This window comes from Stenotrophomonas sp. 85239_Sma (assembly GCF_056481725.1).
In genome coordinates this window covers 1,749,095-1,771,463 of record NZ_CM151163.1, presented here as the reverse complement: position 1 = coordinate 1,771,463, position 22,369 = coordinate 1,749,095, and the positions used below count along the sequence as shown (strand labels likewise).

The following is a 22,369-nucleotide window of genomic DNA, read 5'->3' as shown; positions in this document are numbered from 1 at the left end:
GTCATCGGCGGCGTCTTTGCGGTGCGCCGCCCGGGCCATGCCGGAGCATGGCCGCCATGGCTCGGTATTACTTGGCTTCGACAAAAATGTACTCGGCACCGGTCGGCTGGATCGCAGCCTGCACGCGGGCGTTGTCGGCCGACTGGCCGATGAAGACGACGCGCACGCCCTTCATCGAATCCGGCGATACGTCCTTGAACACGGCCTGGATCATGTCAGCCATCTTGCCCGAGGCCGACGAGCCGAAGGCCAGCATGTTGCCCGGCTGCACGCCACGGGCCACGGCCTGGGTGGCGCTTTCGGTCTGGCGCTCGTACTTGGCCTGGAAGTCCGGGTCCGATTCCGGCGAGAGGTAGTACAGGAACGGGCTGTTGGTGATGTTGCCCATGTTCTGGATGGCCACTTCCTGCAGGTACTTCTTCCAGCCTGCATCGTCGTCCTTGGACGGAGCGACCAGGGCCTGCTTGGCCTCGTCGACCGGAGCGGCCTCTTCCTTCTTGCAGGCGGTGAAGGCCAGGGCCAACGAAGCGATCAGCATCGCGCGCGTGGTGGTGTTCATGGGTTTCCTCCCGGAATGGTGCGTGGTGTTGTACGTAATGGGGTGCGGGTACAGCGGGCTTACGACTGTGCCGCCTTCGCTTCGCGGACCTTGCGCAGGGCTTCGAGCACCGCGGCCGGCACGAAACCGGACACGTCGCCGCCCAGGCGCGCGATCTCGCGGACCAGCGAGGACGAAATGAAGCTGTGCTGCTCGGCCGGGGTCAGGAACAGGGTCTCGACCTCGGGGATCAGGTGGCGGTTCATGCTGGCCATCTGGAACTCGTACTCGAAATCGGACACCGCGCGCAGGCCGCGCAGCAGCACCCCGCCCTGGACCGAACGTACGAAATGGGCCAGCAGGGTATCGAAGCCGATGACTTCGACATTGCCGTGGTGGGCCAGGGCGCCACGCGCCAGTTGCACGCGCTGCTCCAGCGGCAGCGCCGGGCCCTTGGACGGGCTCTGCGCCACGCCGACCACGACCTTTTCAAACAGCGGCGCGGCGCGGCTCACCAGGTCGATATGACCATTGGTGATCGGGTCGAACGTGCCGGGATAGACGGCGATGCGGCGGTTGGCCACGGTCATGGGCGGATGCAGATGTTCAGATGAGGTCAAAGTGTAGCAGTGGCGCGGCGGTACAGGGCAAAGCGCACCTCGCGGGTGCCGCCCTCACGGTGCAGCAGCCAGTCCGGCGGCAGCACCGGCACGTGGCCGGCCGGCGATTCCAGGTACAGCCAGGCATCGGCGGCCAGGTGCCGGGGCAGCTGGGCCAGCACGTCCTGCCACAGGCCATCGGCAAACGGCGGGTCGATGAAGACCAGGTCGGCCTGCTGCGCGGGCGCGCCCTGCAGCCAGCGCAGGGCATCGGCCTGCACGACGGTGATCTGGTCGCTGGCCTGCAGCTTGGCCACCGCGGCGGTCAGGTTGCGGCCCAGCTGCGCATCGCGCTCGACCAGGGTGGCATGCGCGGCACCGCGCGAGACCGCCTCCAAGCCCAGTGCGCCACTGCCGGCGAACAGGTCCAGCACCCGCGTACCGCCGAGCTTGGGCATCAGCCAGTTGAACAGGGTTTCGCGCACACGGTCGCTGCTGGGGCGAAGGCCCGGCAGGGTCGGCACCGGCAGGCGGGTATTGCGCCAGCGCCCGCCGATGATGCGGACCTGGCCGTCATTGCCCCCACGGCCGCTCATCGGCGCCCCCGGCGGAGGTTGTTCGAGAAATTCAGCATGAGCGGGATTGTAGTTCGGCCGGGCGGCGCCCGGGGACGCGCCAACGCATGCGCGCTGTCGCTCCCACGCTTCGCTGCGCGAAACGCGGGCCCCACTTACCATCTTCCACACCCCCGCCGCTTCGCGGCCGCCCCCTAACTCAGGGGGCTCTACCCCAGACGCGATCCGATGCCCGACATACAGGTGGGGTCAGAACCGTTTTCCCGCGGAAAACGGATCTGACCCCATTTGATGTATCGATATCTGACAGATGTGTCGACCAAGGTCGACACCTACCAACAGCCGCGTGAACCTGTCAGAGGCGGGGCACTGTGGGTTCGCGGGGTGTGAGCCGCATGGATGCGGCGACCAAGGCTACATGGACGTACTTGCGCCGTCCCCGCGAACCCACAGCGCCCCGCCATCCCACGGAATGCCGCTCTGGCTCTGGCTTTGGCAGTTGCAGTTGCACTGAGCGGGTGCCGGGCGCAGCCCGGCCGACCAACCCCTTGATTTCGGGACAATCAGCCATACCCCTTGGCGAGGCCGCACGCGCTGGCGCGGCATTGCACACGGAGCCTTATCGATGACCGAGACCCCCCAGACCGAAACCCTTGGCTTCCAGACCGAAGTCAAGCAGCTGCTGCAGCTGATGATCCACTCGCTGTATTCCAACAAGGAGATCTTCCTGCGCGAGCTGGTCTCCAACGCCGCCGACGCCGCCGACAAGCTGCGCTTCGAGGCCCTGACCCAGCCGGCCCTGCTGGAAGGCGACAGCGAACTGCGCGTGCGCGTCAGCTTCGACCCTGCCGCCCACACCATCACCATCGAAGACAACGGCATCGGCATGAGCCGTGCCGAAGCCATCGCCCACCTGGGCACCATCGCCAAGTCCGGCACCGGCGACTTCCTGCGCCAGCTGTCCGGCGACCAGAAGAAGGATTCGCAGCTGATCGGCCAGTTCGGCGTGGGTTTCTACAGCGCCTTCATCGTCGCCGACGAAGTGGAAGTGACCTCGCGCCGCGCCGGCCTGGCTGCAGGCGAAGGCGTGCGCTGGACCTCGCGCGGCGAAGGCGATTTCGAAGTGGCCACCGTCGACAAGGCCGAACGCGGTACCCGCATCGTGCTGCACCTGAAGGACGGCGAGCACGATTTCGCCGATGGCTGGCGCCTGCGCAGCATCCTCAAGAAGTACTCGGACCACATCGGCCTGCCGATCCAGATGCCCAAGGAGGGCGGCGAAGAAGGCGCAGCGGTCGAGTGGGAAACGGTCAACCGCGCCAGCGCACTGTGGACCCGTCCGCGCACTGAAATCAGCGATGCCGAGTACACCGAGTTCTACAAGCACGTCGCGCACGACCACAGCGACCCGCTGGCGTGGAGCCACAACAAGGTCGAGGGCAAGCTGGAATACACCTCGCTGCTGTACGTGCCGGGCCGCGCGCCGTTCGACCTGTATCACCGCGATGCGCCCAAGGGCTTGAAGCTGTACGTGCAGCGCGTGTTCGTGATGGACCAAGCCGAGCAGTTCCTGCCGCTGTACCTGCGCTTCATCAAGGGCGTGGTCGATTCCAACGACCTGTCGCTGAACGTCTCGCGCGAGATCCTGCAGTCTGGTCCGGTCATCGATTCGATGAAGTCGGCGCTGACCAAGCGCTCGCTGGACATGCTGGAGAAGCTGGCCGCCGACAAGCCGGAGCAGTACGCCACGTTCTGGAAGGAATTCGGCCAGGTGCTGAAGGAAGGCCCGGCCGAGGACTACAACAACCGCGAGAAGGTGGCCGGCCTGCTGCGCTTCGCCTCCACCCGTGGCGACGGCGATGCACAGAGCGTGTCGCTGGCCGATTACCTCGGCCGCATGGCCGAAGGCCAGGACAAGATCTATTACCTGACCGGCGAAAGCTACAGCCAGGTACGCAACAGCCCGCACCTGGAAGTGTTCCGCAAGAAGGGCGTGGAAGTGCTGCTGCTGACCGACCGCATCGACGAGTGGCTGATGGGCTACCTGACCGATTTCGACGGCAAGGGCTTCGTCGACATCGCCCGTGGCGACCTCGACCTGGGCGCGCTGGAAAGCGAAGCGGACAAGCAGGAACAGGAAGCGGCAGCGAAGGACAAGCAGGGCCTGGTCGAGCGCCTGAAGACGGTGCTGGGCGATGACGTGGCCGAAGTGCGCGTCTCGCACCGCCTGACCGATTCGCCGGCGGTGCTGGCCATCGGCGAACAGGACCTGGGCCTGCAGATGCGCCAGATCCTGGAAGCCAGCGGGCAGAAGGTGCCGGAGAGCAAGCCGGTCCTGGAGATCAACCCGGGCCACCCGCTGATCGCCAAGCTGGATGCCGAAGCCGATGGCGCGCGCTTCGACGACCTCGGCCGGGTGCTGTTCGACCAGGCCGCACTGGCCGCGGGTGACAGCCTGAAGGATCCGGGTGCCTACGTGGCGCGCCTGAACAAGCTGCTGCTGGAGCTGTCGGCCTGATCGAGGCAGTGGTCGCCGGGCATGGCCCGGCGCTGCTTTGGCAGGTGCCAACCAAGGTTGGCACCTACCAGGGGCAGCGGTTGGCACCTGCCAAAGCGGTGTTGATCAGGCTTCCCGATCCAGCAGCGAGCCCAGCATCTGGTCCTGGCGGCGGATCACCGCAGCATTGGCGGCGAAGGCCACCACCTCTGCTTTCGCGGCCAACAGATCCCCCAATGGCGCACCAGGATCGGTGCCGGCGGGGAACGCCGCGGCCTGTACCCCGCCCTGCTCCGCAGTACCGCGCTGCAACTGCAGGCGCTGGGCATCCGGGGTCGCCAGGTTGGCCACGTTGTGCGCGGCCACCTGGACGCCCTGCTGGGCCGCCTGCATCCCACTGAGAGCAATTCCCATCACGTTGTTCATGGCGGTCTCCGGGCCGCCGTGCGCAGCCCTCCGGACCGGTTAACGGCCGGCAGGCCGCGATGTTGAGTCCACATCGGCCCGACAGGCCCGAGTGGTAGCATATCCCCCTGATTTCAGCGCCTTTTGCCAATGCTCAGTTTTTTCCGCCGCAAGAAGCCCCAGGATGCCCCCGCAGCGGAGGCTCCCAAGACCCAGCACTACTCGGCTGAAGAGCTGGCGGCGGCATTCCCGTCCGCAGCCCCGGTCGAAGAAGCCCCGGCCGCTCCGGTAGCCGCTCCGAACACGTCCGAGGCTGCCACGCCCGCGCCGACGCCTGCACCGGCGCCCGTCGCAGTGCCCGAAGCGCCGGCCGCCGCACCGGCACCGCCGGCTGCGGAACGCGTCATCGCTGCGGAGGACTTCGAAGCCGAGGCCCTGGCTGCGGCCGCCGTGCTCGCACCGCTGGCCCCGGTCATCCCGGCCGAAGCGCCGGCCACTCCTGCGACTGACCTGCCGGTGCTGGTCGATGCCGCCCCGGCCCCGGCCGGCAAGCCTGGCTGGCGCGAACGCCTGCGCAACAGCGTCATCGCACGCAGCTTCGGCGGCCTGTTCTCGCGCAACCCCAAGCTCGACGACGACCTGCTGGACGAGCTGGAAACCGCACTGATCACCGCCGACGTCGGCGTAGGTGCCACCACCGACCTGGTCGAGGGCCTGCGCAAGCGCATGAAGTCGCGCGAATTCGCTGACGCCAATGCGCTGCTGGCCGCGCTGCGCGCCGAGCTGATCGCGATCCTGCAGCCGGTGGCCAAGCCGCTGGTGATCGACCGCAACGCCAAACCCTTCGTGGTGCTGACCGTCGGCGTCAACGGCGTCGGCAAGACGACCACCATCGGCAAGCTGGCCAAGCGCTTCAAGGATGACGGCCACAGCCTGATGCTGGCCGCCGGCGATACCTTCCGTGCCGCCGCCGTGGCCCAGCTGCAGGCCTGGGGCGAGCGCAACGGCGTGGCCGTGGTTGCGCAGGGGCAGAACGCCGATGCTGCTTCGGTGGCATTCGATGCGTTGCAGGCCGGCAAGGCCCGTGGCACCTCGGTGCTGATCGCCGACACCGCAGGCCGCCTGCACACCCAGTCCGGCCTGATGAACGAGCTGGGCAAGATCCGCCGCGTGCTCGGCAAGATCGACCCCACCGCACCCCACGAAGTGCTGATGGTGATCGACGGCACCACCGGCCAGAACGCGCTGTCGCAGCTGCGCCAGTTCAATGCCGCAGTGAACGTGACCGGCCTGGTGGTGACCAAGCTGGACGGCACTGCCAAGGGCGGCGTGGTGTTCGCGCTGGCCCGCGAGTTCGGCATTCCGATCCGCTTCGCCGGCATTGGCGAGCGCCCGGAAGATCTGCGCGTGTTCGACCCGGAAGCCTTCGTCGACGCCCTGCTGCCCGAAGCGCTGGGTGCCTGATACACCGCGCAGCCACGCATGGCGTGGCTCTACTGCACCCTGGTAGAGCCACCCCACCGGTGGCTGCCTCTCTGGAACGCCAATGCCCCGCCAGCCGCACGCCAGCGCCGAGACTGCAGAACGCGATGGTTTCGTCGCCCGCCTGCTGCACTGGTTCGACGACCACGGCCGCCACGACCTGCCCTGGCAGCACCCGCGCAGCCCCTACCGGGTCTGGCTGTCGGAAATCATGCTGCAGCAGACCCAGGTGACCACGGTCATCCCGTACTTCCAGCAGTTCCTGCAGCACTTCCCGACCCTGCCCGACCTCGCCGCCGCCAGCAATGACGCGGTGATGGCGCAGTGGGCCGGGCTCGGCTACTACGCCCGTGCACGCAACCTGCATGCCGCTGCAAAGCGCTGCGTGGAACTGCACGACGGCGATCTGCCACGTGACTTCGATGCATTGCATGCGCTGCCTGGAATCGGCCGCAGCACCGCCGGCGCGATCCTCAGCCAGGCCTGGAATGACCCGTTCGCGATCCTCGATGGCAACGTCAAGCGCGTGCTCAGCCGCTACCACGGCATCGAGGGCTTCCCCGGCCTGCCCGCCATTGAAAAGCGGCTGTGGGCGATCGCCGAGGCACACGTGGCACAGGTGCCGGAGGGGCGCATGGCCGATTACACCCAGGCACAGATGGACCTGGGCGCGACCGTGTGCAGCCGTGCCAAACCCGCCTGCGTGATCTGCCCGCTGCAGGATGACTGCGTGGCCCGGCGCGAAGACCGCACTGCCGAACTGCCGACGCCCAAGCCCAGCAAGACCCTGCCCGAACGTGAAGCAGTGGCGCTGCTGCTGCGCGACGCACAGCAGCGCGTGCTTCTGCAGAAGCGACCGGACAGCGGCATCTGGGCGCAGCTGTGGACGCTGCCGCAGGCCGAGGCCGGCAGCGAGCTGCAGGACTGGTTCGACGCGCACGTTGAAGGCTCTCTGGAAGACGCCGAGGAGCTGCCGTTGCTGCAGCACACCTTCAGCCACTACAAACTGCACCTGCAGGTACTGTCGCGGCAGGTACACGGCCTGCGCGTGGAAGAACCCACGCTGCGCTGGGTGGCCGCCGACGAACTGCCCGCGCTGGGCCTGCCGGCACCGATCCGCAAACTGCTCGACGGCGCCACGATCAAGGCGCCGAAACGAAAATCCACGAAAACCCGCAACCACGAGTGAGCGCCATGCCCCGAAACGTCTTCTGCCAGTACGAACAACGCGATGCCGAGGGCCTGGACTTCGTGCCCTACCCCGGCGAGCTGGGCCAGCGCATCTTCAACAACATCGGCAAGCAGGCCTGGGCCGCGTGGCTGGCGCACCAGACCATGCTGATCAACGAGAACCGTCTGTCACCGCGCACGCCTGAACATCGTGCGTTCCTCGAGGGCGAGCTGGTCAAGTTCCTGTTCGAGAAGGACGCGGAAAAGCCTGCCGGCTTCACCCCTGAAGCCTGACAACAAAAAGGGGGACGGAGAGGATCAAGCCGCTTGTGCCGCAAACGACTTGATCCTCTCCGTCCCCTTTTCTGATCATTTCGCCGGTGCGGCACCTTCCTCGCGCTCCTGCACCTGCGCCTGGCGCAGTTCCTGCTCGGAGGCACGCAGTGCCTTCACGTCCAGCCTGCGGATGCTGTTGATGAAGCACGGCAGGCGCGGGCCGCCGGTGGGGTCGCGCACCAGCACCTTGTCGAAGCGCGCCGAAACCCGGTTCATCCGACTGGTCAGGCCGATGGCGGTGGCATACGGCAGATCCTGGCACGGACCATTCAGCTCCAGCAGATAGGCTTCGCTGGGGCGCGTCCACACCGCCAGCGCGCTGTCACCCAGCTCGGTCCAGCCATTGAGGCTGCCGAAGAACTGCATGTCGCTCTGCGGCGCGCCGGCGTGGGCACGGTACAGATCCAGTTTCTCGGTACTGCTGAGCCGGCCGGTCGTCGCGCAGGCGGCCAGCGCCAGGCAGAGTCCGGCGATCAGGATCGGGGTCTTCATGGCGATCTCCTCGGGGAACCTGCTGCGATCATGCGCCGACCGACGTGCGGCCGGCGCGATGGCAGGTAAACCCGTTCAGGCCCCGGGAGGCGGCCGTTGCCGGCCGCTCAGACGTCGGCGTGGGCCAGTGCGTGCAGGCGACCTTCGCGCAGCTCCAGCACGCGATCGAGGCGGCGCGCCAGGCTGCGGTCGTGGGTGACCAGCACCAGGCTGGTATGGCGCGCGCGGTTGAGTTCCAGCATCAGCTCGAACACGGTCGCAGCGGTGCGGTCATCCAGGTTGCCGGTCGGCTCATCACCCAGCACGCAGGCCGGATGGTTCACCAGCGCACGCGCAACGGCCGCACGCTGGCGCTCACCGCCGGACAGCTCGCCCGGCTTGTGGTCCAGGCGATGGCCGAGGCCGACCGCTTCCAGCAGCGTGGTGGCCCGGCTGCTCGCTTCGGCCACGGCGGTGCCGGCCAGCAGCACCGGCATCATCACGTTTTCCAGCGCAGTGAACTCGGGAAGCAGATGGTGGAACTGGTACACAAAGCCCAGCGCCTGGTTGCGCAGCAGGCCGCGCGCGGTATCCGACAGCGCCGACATGCGCTGGCCGGTCACGTAGACCTCACCCGCAGTCGGAATGTCGAGGCCACCCAGCAGATGCAGCAGCGTGCTCTTGCCGGCACCGGACGCACCGATGATCGCCACCGTTTCGCCGGCGGTCACGGTCAGGTCCAGGCCGTCGAACACCGGGGTCTGCATGCGCCCCTCGGCGTAGGTCTTGCCCAGTGCTTCGGCGCGGATCACTTCATCGCCGCGGTTGAAGACCTTATTCATAACGCAGGGCCTCCGCCGGCTGGGTGCGTGCTGCCCGCCAGGCGGGATACAGGGTGGCCAGGAAACTCATCAGCAGTGCGACCACGGTGATCGCCACCACGTCGCCGGTCTGCATGTCGGTCGGCAGGCCGGTGATGTAGTAGACGTCCTCCGGCAGCAGCTTGACGTTGAACACGCTCTCGATGGCGCCGAGAATCCGCTCCAGGTTGAGGGTCAGGGTGATGCCGCCGATCAGGCCGGCCAGCGTGCCGAAGATGCCGATCAGCGAACCCTGCACCATGAACACCTGCATCACCCCGCCCGGGGTCAGGCCCAGCGTGCGCAGGATGGCGATGTCGGCCTGCTTGTCGGTCACCAGCATCACCTGCGAGGACACCAGGTTGAAGGCTCCCATGGCGATGATCAGCGACAGCAGGATGCCCATCACCACCTTTTCCATGCGCAGCGAGTGGTAGAGGTTGGCGTTCTGCTGGGTCCAGTCACTCACCCGGTACGCACCGCCGAGGCTCTGCGCCAGGTCCACGCCCACTTCCAGCGAGCGGTCCATGTCGTGCAGTTTCAGCCGCACGCCGGTGGCACCGTCGCTGCGCAGCACGCGCTCCAGGTCCTGCATGTTGGCAAAGCCCACGCCGCGGTCGACCTCGTTGTAGCCGGCCTCGAAGATGCCACTGACGGTGAAGCGTTTCATCCGCGGCACTGCGCCGGCAGGCGTGCCCTGCACCTCGGCGAAGGTCACCAGCACCTGGTCGCCCACGTCCACGCCCAGCCAGATCGCCAGCTCCTTGCCCAGCAGCAGGTTGAAGCTGCCTGGCTTGAGGCTGTCATAGCTGCCCTTGGTGACCTTCTTGTCGATCACCGACACCTTCGGCTCCAGCGCCGGATCGATGCCCTGGATGATCGCGCCCTGCACGCGCGGGCCGCTGATCATCGACTGGATCTCGATGTACGGCGCGGCACCGGCCACGCGCGGGTCCTTGCCGGCGATGTCGACCACGCGCATCCAGTCCGGCATCGGCTCGCCGTCGCGGCTGATGGTGGTGTGCGCGGTCATCTGCAGCAGGCGGCTGCGGATTTCCTTCTGGAAACCGCTCATCACGGCCAGGGTGGTGATCAGCACCGTAACCCCGAGCGCGATGCCCAGGATCGATGCCATCGAGATGAAGGAGATGAAGCCGTTGCGGCGCTTGGCGCGCAGGTAGCGCAGGCCGATGGCCACGGGAATGGGTTTGAACATGCAGGCACGCCGGTCAATTCAGCTTATGGTGCCATCGTACGGGGCCGACGGGAAACGGCGCGTGCGGCCACGGCCAGTCGCAGTTCACGTCGCTGCCCGGAATCCAGCACATCGGGCCAGAACAGCAGGCGTTGGCGGCGCCGACCCTGATGCCAGTGCAACAGCAGCCACGGCCCGCGCACCACCAGCCGGGGTGCCTCGACATCCTGCCCGGCCACCCGCAGCGGCTCGGGAAGCGGAGGCAGGAGCACCGGCACGCGCGGCCTGCGTTGGCGCCAGGCCAGTTCGGCCAGGCCTACGCACCAGGCCAGTACCACCGCGGGGACCAGCAGCCTTGGCGGCAGGTCAGAGGCGCGCAGCAGCCAGGGCGCGGCCAGCAGCGCCGCCAGCTGGGCGGCGGCCTGCAGCCGCGAGGGGCGCCACTCAAGGCTTGAGGGCGAGGATCTTCTGCATGAGGGGGATCGCGTGCGCATGCGGGCAGGCCTCATAGCCCATGAACCAGCGCCACAACTTATCGTCCTCGCAGTCGAGCAGGAACAGGAAAACCTCGCGTTCTTCGGTCGGCGCAGTGCTCCACTCGTGGTCCAGGTAACGGCCGAACAGCTGGTCCAGCTCGCGCATGCCGCGGCGGCAGCGCCAGCGCAGCTTCTTCAGCAGAACGTCTTCTTCCATCATGCTTCTCCAGATACAGCAAAGCCACGCATGGCGTGGCTCTACTGGGATGGCACAGCCACGCATGGCGTGGCTCCACCAGGTACAGCCAGGCCCGATCAGGCGCGGCGTTCCATCATCAGCTTCTTGATCTCGGCGATCGCCAGCGCCGGGTTCAGGCCCTTCGGGCAGGTCCGGGCGCAGTTCATGATGGTGTGGCAGCGGTACAGCTTGAACGGATCCTCCAGATCGTCCAGGCGCGCACCGGTGTCCTCATCGCGCGAGTCGATGATCCAGCGGTAGGCCTGCAGCAGGATCGCCGGGCCCAGGTAACGCTCGCCGTTCCACCAGTAGCTCGGGCAGCTGGTCGAGCAGCAGGCGCACAGGATGCACTCGTACAGGCCGTCCAGCTTCTTGCGGTCTTCCGGCGACTGCAGGCGCTCACGGTCCGGCGGTGCCGGGGTCTGGGTGCGGATCCACGGCTTGATCGAGGCGTACTGCGCGTAGAAGTGGGTCAGGTCCGGAACCAGATCCTTGACCACGTTCATGTGCGGCAGCGGGTAGATCGGCACTTCCTTCTTGCCGCAGTCCGAGATGGCTCGGGTGCAGGCCAGCGTGTTGGTGCCGTCGATGTTCATCGCGCACGAACCACAGATACCTTCGCGGCACGAGCGGCGGAAGGTCAGGGTCGGGTCGATCTCGTTCTTGATCTTGATCAGGGCGTCCAGGACCATCGGGCCACAGGCGTCCAGATCGACTTCATAGGTATCGGTGCGCGGGTTGCTGTCGTCGTCCGGACTCCAGCGGTAGATCTTGAAGGTGCGCACGTTCTTGCCGCCGTTCTTGACGGGGAAGTGCTTGCCCTTCGTGATCTTGGAATTCTTGGGGAGTGAAAACTCGGCCATGGCTGCTCTCGTTGGCTCAGGCGGCCCGCGCCCGTGGGCGCGGATTGCATGGTAGGCGGGGTCGGATCAGTACACGCGCGGCTTCGGCGGCACCACGGACACGTCGTCGGTCAACGTGTACATGTGCACCGGACGGTAGTCGAAGCTGCACTTGCCCTTCTCGTCGACGCTGACCAGGGTGTGCTTCTGCCAGTTGACGTCGTCGCGGTCCGGGAAGTCCTCGTGCGCATGCGCGCCGCGGCTTTCCTTGCGCTGTTCGGCCGAGTTGATCGTCGCCACCGCGTTGAGCAGCAGGTTGTTCAGCTCGTAGGTCTCGATCAGGTCCGAGTTCCAGACCAGCGAACGGTCGGAGACCTTCACGTCCTGGAACGAGTCGAAGATCTTGTCCATCTTCTCGCAGCCTTCCTTCAGCGTCTGGCTGGTGCGGAAGACCGCCGCGTCGGCCTGCATGGTGCGCTGCATGCGATCGCGGATGACCGAGGTCGGGGTATCGCCGTTGGCGTGGCGCAGCTTGTCCAGCAGGCCCAGCGCCTTGTCGCAGGCGTCGGCCGGCAGCGGCTTGTGCGATGCGCCCGGCTTGATGGTCTCGGCGCAGCGGTTGGCCACCGCACGACCGAACACCACCAGGTCCAGCAGCGAGTTCGAACCCAGGCGGTTGGCGCCGTGCACGGATACGCAGGCGGCTTCGCCGATGGCGTACAGGCCCGGCACGACCGCATTGTCGTTGTCGCCGACCTTCTGCACCACTTCACCGTGATAGTTGGTCGGGATGCCGCCCATGTTGTAGTGCACGGTCGGGATGACCGGGATCGGCTGCTTGTGCACGTCGACGCCAGCGAAGATGCGGGCGCTCTCGGCGATGCCCGGCAGCTTCTCGTCGATCACGCCCGGGCCGAGGTGGGTCAGGTCGAGCAGGATGTGATCCTTGTGCTCGCCGACGCCGCGGCCTTCGCGGATCTCGATGGTCATCGAACGGCTGACCACGTCGCGCGAGGCCAGGTCCTTGTAGTGCGGTGCGTAGCGCTCCATGAAGCGCTCGCCGCTGCTGTTGCGCAGGATGCCGCCTTCACCGCGGACACCCTCGGTGATCAGGCAGCCGGCGCCGTAGATGCCGGTCGGGTGGAACTGCACGAACTCCATGTCCTGCATGGCGATGCCGGCACGCATGGCCAGACCGCCACCGTCGCCGGTGCAGGTGTGCGCCGAGGTGGCGCTGAAGTAGGCACGGCCGTAACCGCCGGTGGCCAGCACCACGCCCTGGGCGCGGAACAGGTGCAGCGTGCCGTCGGACATGTCCAGGGCCAGCACACCGCGGCAGGCGCCTTCTTCATCGAAGATCAGGTCGAGTGCGAAGTACTCGATCATGAAGCGCGCATCGTGCTTCAGCGACTGCTGGTACAGGGTGTGCAGCATCGCGTGGCCGGTACGGTCGGCCGCCGCGCAGGTACGCTGCGCCGCCGGGCCTTCGCCGTACTTGGTGGTCATGCCACCGAACGGACGCTGGTAGATCTTGCCTTCGGCAGTGCGCGAGAACGGCACGCCGTAGTGCTCGAGCTCGATGATGGCCGGGATGGCCTCACGGCACATGTATTCGATGGCGTCCTGGTCACCCAGCCAGTCCGAACCCTTGATGGTGTCGAAGAAGTGGTAGCGCCAGTCGTCCTCACCCATGTTGGCGAGTGCGGCCGAGATGCCGCCCTGGGCGGCAACGGTGTGCGAACGGGTCGGGAAGACCTTGGTCAGGCACACGGTCTGCAGGCCCTTGGCGGCCAGGCCGAACGTGGCGCGCAGGCCGGCGCCGCCGGCGCCGACCACGACCATGTCGTACTTGTGTTCGGTGATCTTGTAAGCGGACATCTAATCTGGATTCCTGTGTTGGTGCCTGGGCTCAGGCAACGCCGAGGGCGATGCGGCCCACCGCAAACACACTGACGATCATGCCGAGCACGGCGACGAACTTCACCGCGGTCTGCAGCACCAGGGCCAGCAGCGATTCGTGGATGTAGTCTTCCAGCACGACCTGCATGCCGAGCTGCGCGTGCCAGAACATGGCGATCAGCAGGCCGATCAGCGGCACCGCATTCCACGGCTTGGCCACGGCAGCGGCGGCAGTCGCGTAATCCGAGCCAAGCAGGCCCAGCACGAAGACCAGGAACCAGATGCCCAGCACCACCAGGGCGGCGGCGGTCAGGCGCTGGTGCACGAAGTGCTCGGTGCCGGTCTTGGCCGAACCGAGGCCGCGCACGTTCTTCAACGGGGTACGGAACTTGCTCACGCGGCACCTCCGAACATCACATAGGCCCACACCAGCAGGGTGATCACCAGGCTGCCGATGACCGAAAGCCAGCTGCTGCGGATGAAGGCGGGGATGCTGAAGCCGATGGCGAAGTCCTGCACCACGTGGCGGATGCCATTGCACAGGTGATAGGCGAACGACCATGTCCACGCGAACAGGAACACGCGGCCATACCAGGCCCCGGCATGGCCGGTGAAGCAGTTCCAGGACTCGGGCCCCATCATCAGGGCCAGCAGGCCGGCAGCGATGATGAGGGCACCAACAGACAGAAAGACGCCAGTGGCTCGATGCAGGATCGAGGTGGCCATCTGAATCTGCCAGCGATACACCTGAAGGTGCGGGGAAAGTGGGCGTTGTCTGGTCGCCATTCGCTGGGCTCGTTGTCTCGGCTGGGCGGCACGTGGCCGCGTTGGCTCAATGCTGATCAGAAATCGATGCAGCGTCCGTTTTTCTCCCAATCGCCATACCGCACCGGATCGAGTCCGCCGCGGCCGCCGAATTCCTCTGCTTTTTCCTGTTCCACGGGCACGGGTGCCGCAGGGACCAGCGGGGCTTCAGATTCGTCGTCGGGAGTGGGGGTTGTTTGGCCTATCATGTTCGGTCTCGCAACGCACAAATTTTAGACCTCGTTCACGTGCCTGACAACCTGCCCCCTGCTTTCGTCGGATATCCGCGCCTGTCCGGCCACCAGCTGCTGAGCCTGCAGGGCCCGGATGCGGCTGTCTTCGCCCACGCCCAGTTCAGCAGCGATGTCACCGCCCTGCCCCCGCAGCACTGGCAATGGAGTGCCTGGCTGAGCGCCAAGGGCCGCACCCTGGCGGTGTTCCAGCTGCTTCGGCTGGCGCAAGACCATGTGATGCTGGTGCTGGCCGACGGCGACGCCGATGCAATTGCGTCGCAACTGCAGCGCTTCGTGTTCCGCCGCAAGGTGAAGGTACTGCTGCGCAACGACCTGGCCGTGGCCGGCGCGTTCACCGCACCCGAGGCCGCCAGCGGCGCCGCGATTGCGCAGACCGCAGGTGACGGTTGGGAGCTGGACCTGGGCTGCGATGCCCTGCCGCGCACCCTGTGCATTGGTGGTGCCGACGCCTTCGCCGGCAGCAGCGAAGCCGATGAGGCCACCTTCGCCCTGGCCTGGCGCCAGGCCGACCTGCGCTACGGCCTGCCGCGACTGGAAGAAAGCCAGCGCGAAGTGTGGACCCCGCAGCAGCTGGGCCTGGACCGCCTGAACGGCTACAGCGTGAAGAAGGGCTGCTATCCCGGCCAGGAAATCGTCGCCCGCACCCACTTCCTCGGGAAAGCCAAGCGTGCGGTGCAGCTGCTGCATACCGCCACACCGGCACGGGCCGGCGACCGCGTCCAGCAGGACGGCGCGGCGCTGGGCACGATCGCCTGCGTGGCCGGTGACCTGGCACTGGCGGTGCTGCCGCTGGAAGCCAGCGATGCTGATCTGCAGGTGGGTGATGCGGTGGCGCAGCGCATGCCGTTGCTGGACGGGCTGGCGCGCTGAATCTGTCGGGTTCTCATCCACGCATGGCGTGGATCTAACTGAACCCGGTGGGGCGGACCGTTGGTCCGCACGCCTCCGGCGAAGAAGTGATAGTGCCGGCCGCTGGCCGGCACTACCCGTTACAGGCGCACGCCGCTCTCGGCGTTGAAGAAATGCAGGCCCTGCGGCTGGATCGCCACGCGGATGTCCTGGCCCACCGCGGGCAGCGCCTGCGGCGCCACGCGCATGGTCAGCGCGTGCTGGCCACTGCTCAGGTTGACGAAGATCTCGTTGCCGACCGGCTCGATGCCTTCGATGCGTGCGACGAACGCGTGCGCGTCATCGGCGCCCGCCGGCTGCAGGTGTTCCGGGCGCACACCCACCGCGATCGGCTTCTGCAGCCACGCCGGATCGATCTTGGCCTGGCCCAGCGGTGCACGCCACTCGCCGTCGACCACGGTCACGCCACCAGCATCGCCCTGCAGCGTGCCGCGCAGCACGTTCATCGCCGGGCTGCCGAGGAAGCCGGCCACGAACAGGTTGGCCGGGCGGTCGTACAGCGCCATCGGCGTATCGATCTGCTGGATGACGCCATCCTTCAGCACCACGATGCGCTGGCCCAGGGTCATCGCTTCGACCTGGTCGTGCGTCACGTAGATCATGGTGGTGCCGAGCTTGCGGTGCAGCTGCGCGATCTCGGTGCGCACGCTGTGGCGCAGCTTGGCGTCGAGGTTGGACAGCGGCTCGTCCAGCAGGAACACCGCCGGCTCGCGCACCAGTGCGCGGCCCAGCGCAACACGCTGGCGCTGGCCGCCGGACATCGCCTTGGGCAGCTTGTCCATCATCTCGGTCAGGCCCAGCGTCTGCGCCGCCTCAGCGATGCGCCTGTCGATGGTCGCCTTGTCATGACCACGCAGCTTCAACCCGAAGGCCAGGTTCTCGGCCACGGTCATGTGCGGGTACAGCGCGTAGCTCTGGAACACCATCGCGATGTCGCGATCCTTCGGCGCCACGTCGTTGACCACGCGATCACCGATGGTCAGCGTGCCGCCGCTGATCTCCTCCAGGCCAGCCACCATCCGCAGCAGGGTCGACTTGCCACAGCCGGATGGACCGACCAGCACCATCAGTTCGCCATCGGCGACTTCGAAGCTGGCGTCCTTCACCGCGACCTGGCCGTTGTCATAGACCTTGCGCACACCCTGCAACTGCACTTTTGCCATATCACCTATCCGGTCCGCCCGAAGCCGGGCTGTCTTTTGGGACTGCCTCGGCCCTCCCGATGGCAGTGATGATTGCGCGCCTGCCGCATGACGGCGAGCACTGCAATCGAATACAGTTGCCCATTCTGCCATGTAAACGTTTTCACGTGGCACTATCCGATGATCGGTGCGCACCGATCTGCGTCGGCGGTTGAACGAAGGTTCCGCCGAGGCAGTGGTTTCGAATGGAACCGTCTTCCGGCACCCCGGAAAACGCCCCTGACGAACCTCGGACAGGCAGTTGCGCGGATGTCCCCCGAACCCAGCCATGAAGCGATTGACAACGATGTCACCCGGATCTGAAACTCGAGCGATGCACGACACCCTCTTCCTGTTCGGTGCCACAGGTGATCTGGCCCAGCGCTACCTGTTCCCTTCGCTGCTTCGCCTGCTTGGCGACGGCCTGCTGCCGGAGGATTTCCGCATCCGCGCGCTGGCCCTGTCCGGGCATGACACCGAAGCCTTCCATGACATCCTGCGGCCGCGACTGCAACAGGCCATGCCGATGGCCACGCAGGAAGACATCGGCGCCCTGCTGCGCCGCATCGACTACCGTTCGGTGGACCTGCGCGACGTCGACTCGGTGGCCGCCGCGGTCGCCGACCTGGTGCACCGCAAGTGCGTCAGCTACCTGGCCATTCCGCCGGGCCTATACATCTCCACCTGCGAAGGCCTGGCCAAGGGCGGCGCCCTCGCCGCACCGGCACGCCTGATGCTGGAAAAGCCGATCGGCAGCGACAGCGAGAGCGCCGAGGAAATCATCAGCACCATCGGCCAGTGGATCGACGAGGACCGCGTGTTCCGCCTCGACCATTACCTGGGCAAGGCAGCGGTGCAGAACCTGATCGCGCTGCGCTTCGGCAACACGCTGCTGGAAGCGGTGTGGAACCGCAATTACATCGAATCGGTGCACATCCTGGTGGCCGAAAGCGAAGGCGTGGATGGCCGCGATGCCTATTACGCCCGCTCCGGCGCGCTGCGCGACATGGTGCAGAGCCACATCCTGCAGCTGCTGTGCATGGTGGCGATGGAACCGCCGGCCTCGCTGGAAGCCGATCGCATCCGCGACGAGAAGGTCAAGGTGCTGCGCGCCCTGCGCCCGCTCGATGCCAAGCACGCCGCGCGTGACAGCATCCGTGGCCGCTACACCGCTGGCACCATCAATGGCCAGCCCGCGCAGGCCTACCAGCCGCCGGAAGGCAGCGACGTGGAAACCTTCGCCGGTGTCACCGCGCACATCGACAACTGGCGCTGGAGCGGCGTGCCGTTCCACCTGGTGACCGGCAAGCGCCTGCCCGAACGCACCACCCGCGTGGTGGTCACGCTGAAGCCGGTCACCCACTGGCTGTTCGAACGCCCGCAGCGCGCGCAGGCCGCACCGAACCGCCTGGTGTTCCAGCTGCAGCCGCAGGAAAACATCGAACTGGGCTTGATGAGCAGCCTGGCCGGCCCGGAATGGGGCGCGCTGGAACTGCACCCGCTGGAACTGGAACTGTCGGTGCCGACCGGCCTGCACCGCCGCATCGCCTACGAACGCCTGTTCCTGGATGCCTTCAACGGCAACCACACGCTGTTCGTGCGCGACGACGAAGTGCGTGCCGCCTGGGCGTGGATCGACAGCGTCGCCGACGCCTGGAAGGACGCCAAGCTGCCGCTGGAGCCCTACCCCGCTGGCCAGTGGGGTCCGGCCAACGCGGGCGAGTTCCTGCCGCAGGGCGTGGATGCGCCGGACAGCGGAGCGTCGGCATGAGTGCCAGCTCGCAGCCGGTGCTGGTCGCCGACATCGGTGGCACCAACGCCCGCTTCGCCCTGGCCGACACCTCCCAGGACGCGCCACTGCAGAAGGACAGCATCCGTGAGTACGCGGTGGCGGAGTTCCCGTCGCTGGGTGATGCCGCGCGCCACCATCTGGAACAGATCGGCGCCACGGCCAGCCGCGGCGTGTTCGCAGTGGCCGGTCGCGTGGATGGTGACGAAGCTCGCATCACCAACCATCCGTGGGTGATCTCGCGCAGCCGCACCGCCGCCATGCTCGGTTTCGACGAACTGCACCTGATCAACGACTTCGCCGCACAGGCGATGGCCATTTCACTGCTGCAGCCCGAGGACGTGGTCCAGGTCGGTGGTGCCGCCTGGGTCCCGGGCAAGCCGGGCCAGCCGCGCAACTACGCGGTGATCGGCCCCGGTACCGGCCTGGGTGTCGGTGGCCTGATCCTGCGTCACGGCCGCTGCTATCCGCTGGAAACAGAGGGCGGCCATGTCAGCTTCCCGCCGGGGACCCCGGAGGAGATCCGCATCCTGGAGATCCTGTCCGAGCAGTTCGGTCGCGTTTCCAACGAGCGCCTGATCTGCGGCCCCGGCCTGGTCAACATCCATCGTGCGGTATGCGAAATGGCCGGTATCGACCCGGGCCAGCTGCAGCCGGTGGACGTGACTGCCCGAGCACTGCATGGCGACCCGCAGGCGATGCGCACCGTCGACGTGTTCTGCGCTGTGTTCGGCGCGATCGCCGGTGACCTGGTGCTGACCCAGGGCGCCTGGGACGGCGTGTTCCTGACCGGCGGACTGACCCCGAAGATGCTCGATTCGCTGCAGCACTCCGGTTTCCGCCAGCGCTTCGAACACAAGGGCCGCTTCTCTTCGATCATGGCGCGCGTGCCATCGTTGGCGGTGATGCATCCCCACGCTGGATTGCTGGGCGCCGCCGCCTATGCCGCCGACGCCGAACGTGACGCACCAGGAGTTGCCGCATGAGCCCCACCACTTTCCACGACGACCGCATCGAGTTCATCCAGCACGGCGATGCCGATGGCTGGATCGAGGCGGTGGCCGCCGAGATGGCGCAGACCCTCAACCACGACATCAACGAAGTGGGCCGCGCCCGCATCCTGTTGTCTGGCGGCACCACGCCGGCACCGGTCTACCAGGCGCTGGCCGAACTGGACGTGCACTGGGACCGCGTGGAAGTGAGCCTGGCCGATGAGCGCTGGCTGTCGCCGCAGGATCGCGACAGCAACGCCTGGCTGGTACGCGAGCACCTGCTCAAGCGCGCCGAGGGTGCGCATTTCGATCCGCTGGTGCGCATCGGCAAGCCCCTGCCCGAATGCGTGTACACCGCCAACCTGCAGGCGCAGCACAGCCAGCCGCCGAGCCTGGTGGCACTGGGCATGGGCAACGACGGCCACACCGCCTCGCTGTTCCCGGGCTCGAAGGACCTGGCCCGCGCACTGGAAAGCACCCTGCCCTACGCGGCGCTGGATGCCACCGGCTGCCCGGGTGCGAACCAGTGGCCGCTGCGCATCACCCTGACCCCGCACGGCCTGCGCCAGTGCCGCCAGCGCCTGCTGCTGCTGCGCGGCAAGCAGAAGCTGCAGGTGCTGCGCCAGGCGCTGGACAGCAACGATGCCCAGCAGTACCCGATCCTCAATGCGATCAACCTGGACGGCGCGCGCCTGCGCGTCCACTGGGCTGATTGATGTTGGCGGCGGCGCCGTGCCGCCGCTTGCCTCTCGCCACCTCGAACGCCGGTAGCCAATGAGCCTCCATCCGCAACTGCAAGCCATCACTGAGCGCGTCATCCGCCGCAGCGCCGCTTCGCGCGCCGCTTACCTGGCCGCGATCGACGCCTCCCTGCGTGAGGGCCCGTTCCGCAGCCGCCTGAGCTGCGGCAACCTCGCCCACGGATTCGCCGCCTGCGGCGGCACCGACAAGAGCCGCCTGCGCGGCGGCGTGACGCCGAATCTCGGCATCATCACCGCCTACAACGACATGCTGTCGGCGCATCAGCCGTTCGAGACCTATCCCGAGCAGATCCGCGAGATCGCCCGTGAGCTCGGTGCTACGGCACAGGTGGCCGGCGGCGTACCCGCGATGTGCGACGGCGTCACCCAGGGCCGCGGCGGCATGGAACTGTCACTGTTCTCGCGCGATGTGATTGCCCAGGCCACCGCGATCGGCCTCAGCCATGACATGTTCGACACCACCGTCTACCTCGGCGTGTGCGACAAGATCGTGCCGGGCCTGCTGATCGGTGCGCTGGCCTTCGGCCATCTGCCGGCGGTGTTCGTGCCGGCCGGTCCGATGACCCCGGGCATCCCGAACAAGCAGAAAGCCGAAGTGCGCGAGCGCTACGCTGCCGGCGAAGCCACCCGCGAGGAACTGCTGGAAGCCGAGTCCGCCTCGTACCACGGCGCCGGCACCTGCACCTTCTATGGCACCGCCAATTCCAACCAGGTACTGCTGGAAGCAATGGGCGTGCAGTTGCCTGGCGCATCGTTCGTCAATCCGGGCACGCCGTTGCGCGACGCCCTGACCCGCGAAGCGACCGAACGTGCGCTGGACATCACGGCACTCGGCGACGACTTCCGCCCGCTGGGCCGGATCATCGACGAGCGCGCGATCATCAACGCGGTCATCGCGCTGATGGCTACCGGCGGTTCGACCAACCACACCATCCACTGGATCGCGGTGGCGCGTGCGGCCGGCATCGTGCTGACCTGGGACGACTTCGACGAACTGTCGCAGCTGGTTCCGCTGCTGGCCCGCGTCTATCCGAACGGCGACGCCGACGTGAATCGTTTCGCGGCCGCCGGCGGCCCGGCCTTCGTGTTCGGCGAGCTGATCAGGGCCGGCCTGATGCACGGCGATCTGGTCAGCGTGGCGCGCGGCGGCATGGCCGACTACGCACGCGAACCGCAGCTGCGCGACGGCCAGCTGGTCTACCTGCCCGGCCTGGAACGCAGCGCCGATGACGAGGTGGTGCGCGGCGTCGACAATCCGTTCGAGCACCAGGGCGGCCTGCGACTGCTGCGCGGCAACCTGGGCAAGTCGCTGATCAAGCTGTCGGCGGTGAAGCCGCAATACCGCACGATCGAAGCACCGGCGGTGGTCGTCGATGCACCGCAGGTGCTGAACAAGCTGCACGCCGGTGGGCTGCTGCCCGAGCATTTCGTGGCGGTGGTGCGTTACCAGGGCCCGCGCGCGAACGGCATGCCGGAACTGCATTCGCTGGCGCCGCTGCTGGGCCTGCTGCAGAACCAGGGCCGGCGCGTGGCGCTGGTCACCGACGGTCGCCTGTCCGGTGCCTCGGGCAAGATTCCGGCAGCGATCCATGTGACGCCGGAAGCGGCGCGCGGCGGTCCGCTGGCCAAGGTCCGCGAGGGCGACATGATCCGCCTTGATGGCGAGGCCGGTACGCTGCAAGTGCTGGTGGACGCGGCCGAATGGGCCGCACGCCCGCTGGCGCCGAACACCGCGCCTGCCGCGCATGACCTGGGCCGCAACCTGTTCGCGATCAACCGTCGCGTGGTGGGCCCGGCCGACCAGGGTGCGATTTCGATTTCGTGCGGGCCTGCGGCGGCCGATGGCGGGCCGTGGGAGTACGACGCGGAGTATGAGCTGGGGCACGATGCCGCTGCGGCGGCGGCGCCGCATGAGGCGAAGGACGCCTGAAGCGAAAAGCCGCGGCAGGCTTCCCGGCTTGGGCAGTAGAGCGCCCTGGCCGGGACACGCCGTAAACCCATCCATGGGGGCTCGATCGCGGCATCCATGCCGCTCACGGTCCCGGCCAGGGCGCTCTACTGCCCTTGGACAATTCCCGGCGCGTCATTTGCGCTGC

General features: G+C 67.2%; 24 protein-coding genes. 9 read left to right on the top strand and 15 right to left on the bottom strand.

Going from position 1 to position 22,369, the window contains the following annotated elements:
• Positions 1-67: 67 nt before the first annotated feature.
• The 3 genes from ACYKG1_RS08410 to rsmD are packed head-to-tail and all read right to left on the bottom strand — an operon-like array spanning position 68 to position 1,733.
• Positions 68-559, bottom strand: coding sequence for a hypothetical protein (locus ACYKG1_RS08410; protein ID WP_100471973.1), 492 nt, complete (start codon positions 557-559; stop codon positions 68-70).
• Positions 560-618: 59 nt separating this feature from the next.
• Positions 619-1,128: a pantetheine-phosphate adenylyltransferase gene (coaD, locus tag ACYKG1_RS08405; protein ID WP_005416145.1), complete on the bottom strand. Its 510-nt coding sequence runs from the start codon at positions 1,126-1,128 to the stop codon at positions 619-621.
• A gap of 26 nt (positions 1,129-1,154) precedes the next feature.
• The gene (gene rsmD, locus ACYKG1_RS08400; protein ID WP_478472363.1) at positions 1,155-1,733 is read right to left on the bottom strand and encodes a 16S rRNA (guanine(966)-N(2))-methyltransferase RsmD; all 579 of its coding nucleotides are present in this window, start codon (positions 1,731-1,733) and stop codon (positions 1,155-1,157) included.
• A 604-nt stretch (positions 1,734-2,337) separates the two neighbouring features.
• Here rsmD and htpG point away from each other — a divergent pair.
• Positions 2,338-4,230, top strand: a complete 1,893-nt coding sequence (htpG, locus tag ACYKG1_RS08395; RefSeq protein WP_100471971.1) for a molecular chaperone HtpG — start codon at positions 2,338-2,340, stop codon at positions 4,228-4,230.
• Between the two features lie 105 nt (positions 4,231-4,335).
• Here the strand turns inward: htpG and ACYKG1_RS08390 are convergent, their stop codons facing one another.
• Positions 4,336-4,635 carry a hypothetical protein gene (locus tag ACYKG1_RS08390; RefSeq protein ID WP_478472362.1) on the bottom strand — a complete coding sequence of 100 codons (300 nt, stop codon included), beginning with the start codon at positions 4,633-4,635 and terminating at the stop codon, positions 4,336-4,338.
• A 129-nt stretch (positions 4,636-4,764) separates the two neighbouring features.
• Between ACYKG1_RS08390 and ftsY the strand changes: the two genes are divergently transcribed.
• The 3 genes from ftsY (at position 4,765) to ACYKG1_RS08375 (ending at position 7,560) form a co-directional block, all read left to right on the top strand.
• Positions 4,765-6,078 carry a signal recognition particle-docking protein FtsY gene (gene ftsY / locus ACYKG1_RS08385; RefSeq protein ID WP_478472361.1) on the top strand — a complete coding sequence of 438 codons (1,314 nt, stop codon included), beginning with the start codon at positions 4,765-4,767 and terminating at the stop codon, positions 6,076-6,078.
• Positions 6,079-6,160: 82 nt separating this feature from the next.
• Positions 6,161-7,285, top strand: coding sequence for an A/G-specific adenine glycosylase (gene mutY / locus ACYKG1_RS08380; RefSeq protein ID WP_478472359.1), 1,125 nt, complete (start codon positions 6,161-6,163; stop codon positions 7,283-7,285).
• A gap of 5 nt (positions 7,286-7,290) precedes the next feature.
• A complete protein-coding gene (locus tag ACYKG1_RS08375; protein WP_100471967.1) occupies positions 7,291-7,560 on the top strand; it encodes an oxidative damage protection protein in 270 nt (89 codons plus the stop codon).
• A 75-nt stretch (positions 7,561-7,635) separates the two neighbouring features.
• Here ACYKG1_RS08375 and ACYKG1_RS08370 read toward each other — a convergent pair whose 3' ends face one another.
• The 10 genes from ACYKG1_RS08370 to ACYKG1_RS08325 form a co-directional block, all read right to left on the bottom strand.
• Entirely contained in the window at positions 7,636-8,094 is a 459-nt protein-coding gene (locus ACYKG1_RS08370) for a DUF6491 family protein (RefSeq protein WP_100471966.1), read from the bottom strand.
• A gap of 107 nt (positions 8,095-8,201) precedes the next feature.
• A complete protein-coding gene (gene lolD, locus ACYKG1_RS08365) occupies positions 8,202-8,915 on the bottom strand; it encodes a lipoprotein-releasing ABC transporter ATP-binding protein LolD (RefSeq protein ID WP_005409083.1) in 714 nt (237 codons plus the stop codon).
• A complete protein-coding gene (locus ACYKG1_RS08360) occupies positions 8,908-10,149 on the bottom strand; it encodes a lipoprotein-releasing ABC transporter permease subunit (RefSeq protein ID WP_087922239.1) in 1,242 nt (413 codons plus the stop codon). Before ACYKG1_RS08360 ends, lolD begins: the two co-directional genes overlap by 8 nt.
• Positions 10,150-10,172: 23 nt before the next feature.
• Positions 10,173-10,622, bottom strand: a complete 450-nt coding sequence (locus ACYKG1_RS08355; RefSeq protein WP_478472358.1) for a hypothetical protein — start codon at positions 10,620-10,622, stop codon at positions 10,173-10,175.
• Positions 10,573-10,821 (bottom strand): FAD assembly factor SdhE, encoded by a 249-nt coding sequence (locus tag ACYKG1_RS08350; protein WP_005409080.1) that lies wholly within the window; start codon positions 10,819-10,821, stop codon positions 10,573-10,575. The genes ACYKG1_RS08355 and ACYKG1_RS08350 overlap by 50 nt, the downstream gene beginning before the upstream one ends.
• Before the next feature lie 98 nt (positions 10,822-10,919).
• On the bottom strand, positions 10,920-11,705 hold the full coding sequence (locus ACYKG1_RS08345) for a succinate dehydrogenase iron-sulfur subunit (RefSeq protein WP_005409079.1): 786 nt from the start codon (positions 11,703-11,705) through the stop codon (positions 10,920-10,922).
• A gap of 66 nt (positions 11,706-11,771) precedes the next feature.
• The gene (gene sdhA / locus ACYKG1_RS08340) at positions 11,772-13,562 is read right to left on the bottom strand and encodes a succinate dehydrogenase flavoprotein subunit (protein ID WP_087922237.1); all 1,791 of its coding nucleotides are present in this window, start codon (positions 13,560-13,562) and stop codon (positions 11,772-11,774) included.
• Between the two features lie 31 nt (positions 13,563-13,593).
• The gene (sdhD, locus tag ACYKG1_RS08335; protein ID WP_005409077.1) at positions 13,594-13,980 is read right to left on the bottom strand and encodes a succinate dehydrogenase, hydrophobic membrane anchor protein; all 387 of its coding nucleotides are present in this window, start codon (positions 13,978-13,980) and stop codon (positions 13,594-13,596) included.
• On the bottom strand, positions 13,977-14,369 hold the full coding sequence (gene sdhC / locus ACYKG1_RS08330) for a succinate dehydrogenase, cytochrome b556 subunit (protein WP_024958620.1): 393 nt from the start codon (positions 14,367-14,369) through the stop codon (positions 13,977-13,979). The genes sdhD and sdhC overlap by 4 nt, the downstream gene beginning before the upstream one ends.
• Positions 14,370-14,425: 56 nt before the next feature.
• The gene (locus tag ACYKG1_RS08325) at positions 14,426-14,596 is read right to left on the bottom strand and encodes a DUF1674 domain-containing protein (RefSeq protein WP_005409075.1); all 171 of its coding nucleotides are present in this window, start codon (positions 14,594-14,596) and stop codon (positions 14,426-14,428) included.
• Between the two features lie 39 nt (positions 14,597-14,635).
• Between ACYKG1_RS08325 and ygfZ the strand changes: the two genes are divergently transcribed.
• A complete protein-coding gene (ygfZ, locus tag ACYKG1_RS08320) occupies positions 14,636-15,511 on the top strand; it encodes a CAF17-like 4Fe-4S cluster assembly/insertion protein YgfZ (RefSeq protein ID WP_478472357.1) in 876 nt (291 codons plus the stop codon).
• 119 nt (positions 15,512-15,630) lie between these two features.
• Here the strand turns inward: ygfZ and ACYKG1_RS08315 are convergent, their stop codons facing one another.
• Positions 15,631-16,713, bottom strand: a complete 1,083-nt coding sequence (locus ACYKG1_RS08315) for an ABC transporter ATP-binding protein (RefSeq protein WP_100471961.1) — start codon at positions 16,711-16,713, stop codon at positions 15,631-15,633.
• Between the two features lie 352 nt (positions 16,714-17,065).
• Between ACYKG1_RS08315 and zwf the strand changes: the two genes are divergently transcribed.
• From zwf to edd, 4 genes are read left to right on the top strand one after another with little or no spacing between them, the layout of a single operon-like run.
• A complete protein-coding gene (gene zwf, locus ACYKG1_RS08310; RefSeq protein WP_049423530.1) occupies positions 17,066-18,502 on the top strand; it encodes a glucose-6-phosphate dehydrogenase in 1,437 nt (478 codons plus the stop codon).
• On the top strand, positions 18,499-19,506 hold the full coding sequence (gene glk / locus ACYKG1_RS08305; RefSeq protein WP_100471960.1) for a glucokinase: 1,008 nt from the start codon (positions 18,499-18,501) through the stop codon (positions 19,504-19,506). The genes zwf and glk overlap by 4 nt, the downstream gene beginning before the upstream one ends.
• Entirely contained in the window at positions 19,503-20,228 is a 726-nt protein-coding gene (gene pgl / locus ACYKG1_RS08300) for a 6-phosphogluconolactonase (RefSeq protein WP_100471959.1), read from the top strand. The genes glk and pgl overlap by 4 nt, the downstream gene beginning before the upstream one ends.
• A 58-nt stretch (positions 20,229-20,286) precedes the next feature.
• Complete coding sequence (edd, locus tag ACYKG1_RS08295) at positions 20,287-22,203, top strand: phosphogluconate dehydratase (RefSeq protein ID WP_262083924.1); 1,917 nt, start codon at positions 20,287-20,289, stop codon at positions 22,201-22,203.
• Positions 22,204-22,369: the final 166 nt, after the last annotated feature.

Excerpts from the sequence above, each read along its gene's own strand:
- lolD (WP_005409083.1), bottom strand. The coding sequence starts at position 8,915 with ATGAATAAGGTCTTCAACCGCGGCGATGAAGTGATCCGCGCCGAAGCA.
- rsmD (WP_478472363.1), bottom strand. The coding sequence starts at position 1,733 with ATGAGCGGCCGTGGGGGCAATGACGGCCAGGTCCGCATCATCGGCGGG.
- pgl (WP_100471959.1), top strand. The coding sequence starts at position 19,503 with ATGAGCCCCACCACTTTCCACGACGACCGCATCGAGTTCATCCAGCAC.
- ACYKG1_RS08345 (WP_005409079.1), bottom strand. The coding sequence starts at position 11,705 with ATGGCCGAGTTTTCACTCCCCAAGAATTCCAAGATCACGAAGGGCAAG.
- edd (WP_262083924.1), top strand. The coding sequence starts at position 20,287 with ATGAGCCTCCATCCGCAACTGCAAGCCATCACTGAGCGCGTCATCCGC.
- ACYKG1_RS08325 (WP_005409075.1), bottom strand. The coding sequence starts at position 14,596 with ATGATAGGCCAAACAACCCCCACTCCCGACGACGAATCTGAAGCCCCG.
- sdhA (WP_087922237.1), bottom strand. The coding sequence starts at position 13,562 with ATGTCCGCTTACAAGATCACCGAACACAAGTACGACATGGTCGTGGTC.
- ACYKG1_RS08315 (WP_100471961.1), bottom strand. The coding sequence starts at position 16,713 with ATGGCAAAAGTGCAGTTGCAGGGTGTGCGCAAGGTCTATGACAACGGC.
- zwf (WP_049423530.1), top strand. The coding sequence starts at position 17,066 with ATGCACGACACCCTCTTCCTGTTCGGTGCCACAGGTGATCTGGCCCAG.
- ACYKG1_RS08370 (WP_100471966.1), bottom strand. The coding sequence starts at position 8,094 with ATGAAGACCCCGATCCTGATCGCCGGACTCTGCCTGGCGCTGGCCGCC.
- sdhC (WP_024958620.1), bottom strand. The coding sequence starts at position 14,369 with ATGGCGACCAGACAACGCCCACTTTCCCCGCACCTTCAGGTGTATCGC.
- ACYKG1_RS08360 (WP_087922239.1), bottom strand. The coding sequence starts at position 10,149 with ATGTTCAAACCCATTCCCGTGGCCATCGGCCTGCGCTACCTGCGCGCC.
- ACYKG1_RS08375 (WP_100471967.1), top strand. The coding sequence starts at position 7,291 with ATGCCCCGAAACGTCTTCTGCCAGTACGAACAACGCGATGCCGAGGGC.
- ACYKG1_RS08390 (WP_478472362.1), bottom strand. The coding sequence starts at position 4,635 with ATGAACAACGTGATGGGAATTGCTCTCAGTGGGATGCAGGCGGCCCAG.
- coaD (WP_005416145.1), bottom strand. The coding sequence starts at position 1,128 with ATGACCGTGGCCAACCGCCGCATCGCCGTCTATCCCGGCACGTTCGAC.
- htpG (WP_100471971.1), top strand. The coding sequence starts at position 2,338 with ATGACCGAGACCCCCCAGACCGAAACCCTTGGCTTCCAGACCGAAGTC.
- ACYKG1_RS08410 (WP_100471973.1), bottom strand. The coding sequence starts at position 559 with ATGAACACCACCACGCGCGCGATGCTGATCGCTTCGTTGGCCCTGGCC.
- ACYKG1_RS08355 (WP_478472358.1), bottom strand. The coding sequence starts at position 10,622 with ATGCGCACGCGATCCCCCTCATGCAGAAGATCCTCGCCCTCAAGCCTT.
- ACYKG1_RS08350 (WP_005409080.1), bottom strand. The coding sequence starts at position 10,821 with ATGGAAGAAGACGTTCTGCTGAAGAAGCTGCGCTGGCGCTGCCGCCGC.
- glk (WP_100471960.1), top strand. The coding sequence starts at position 18,499 with ATGAGTGCCAGCTCGCAGCCGGTGCTGGTCGCCGACATCGGTGGCACC.
- ftsY (WP_478472361.1), top strand. The coding sequence starts at position 4,765 with ATGCTCAGTTTTTTCCGCCGCAAGAAGCCCCAGGATGCCCCCGCAGCG.
- mutY (WP_478472359.1), top strand. The coding sequence starts at position 6,161 with ATGCCCCGCCAGCCGCACGCCAGCGCCGAGACTGCAGAACGCGATGGT.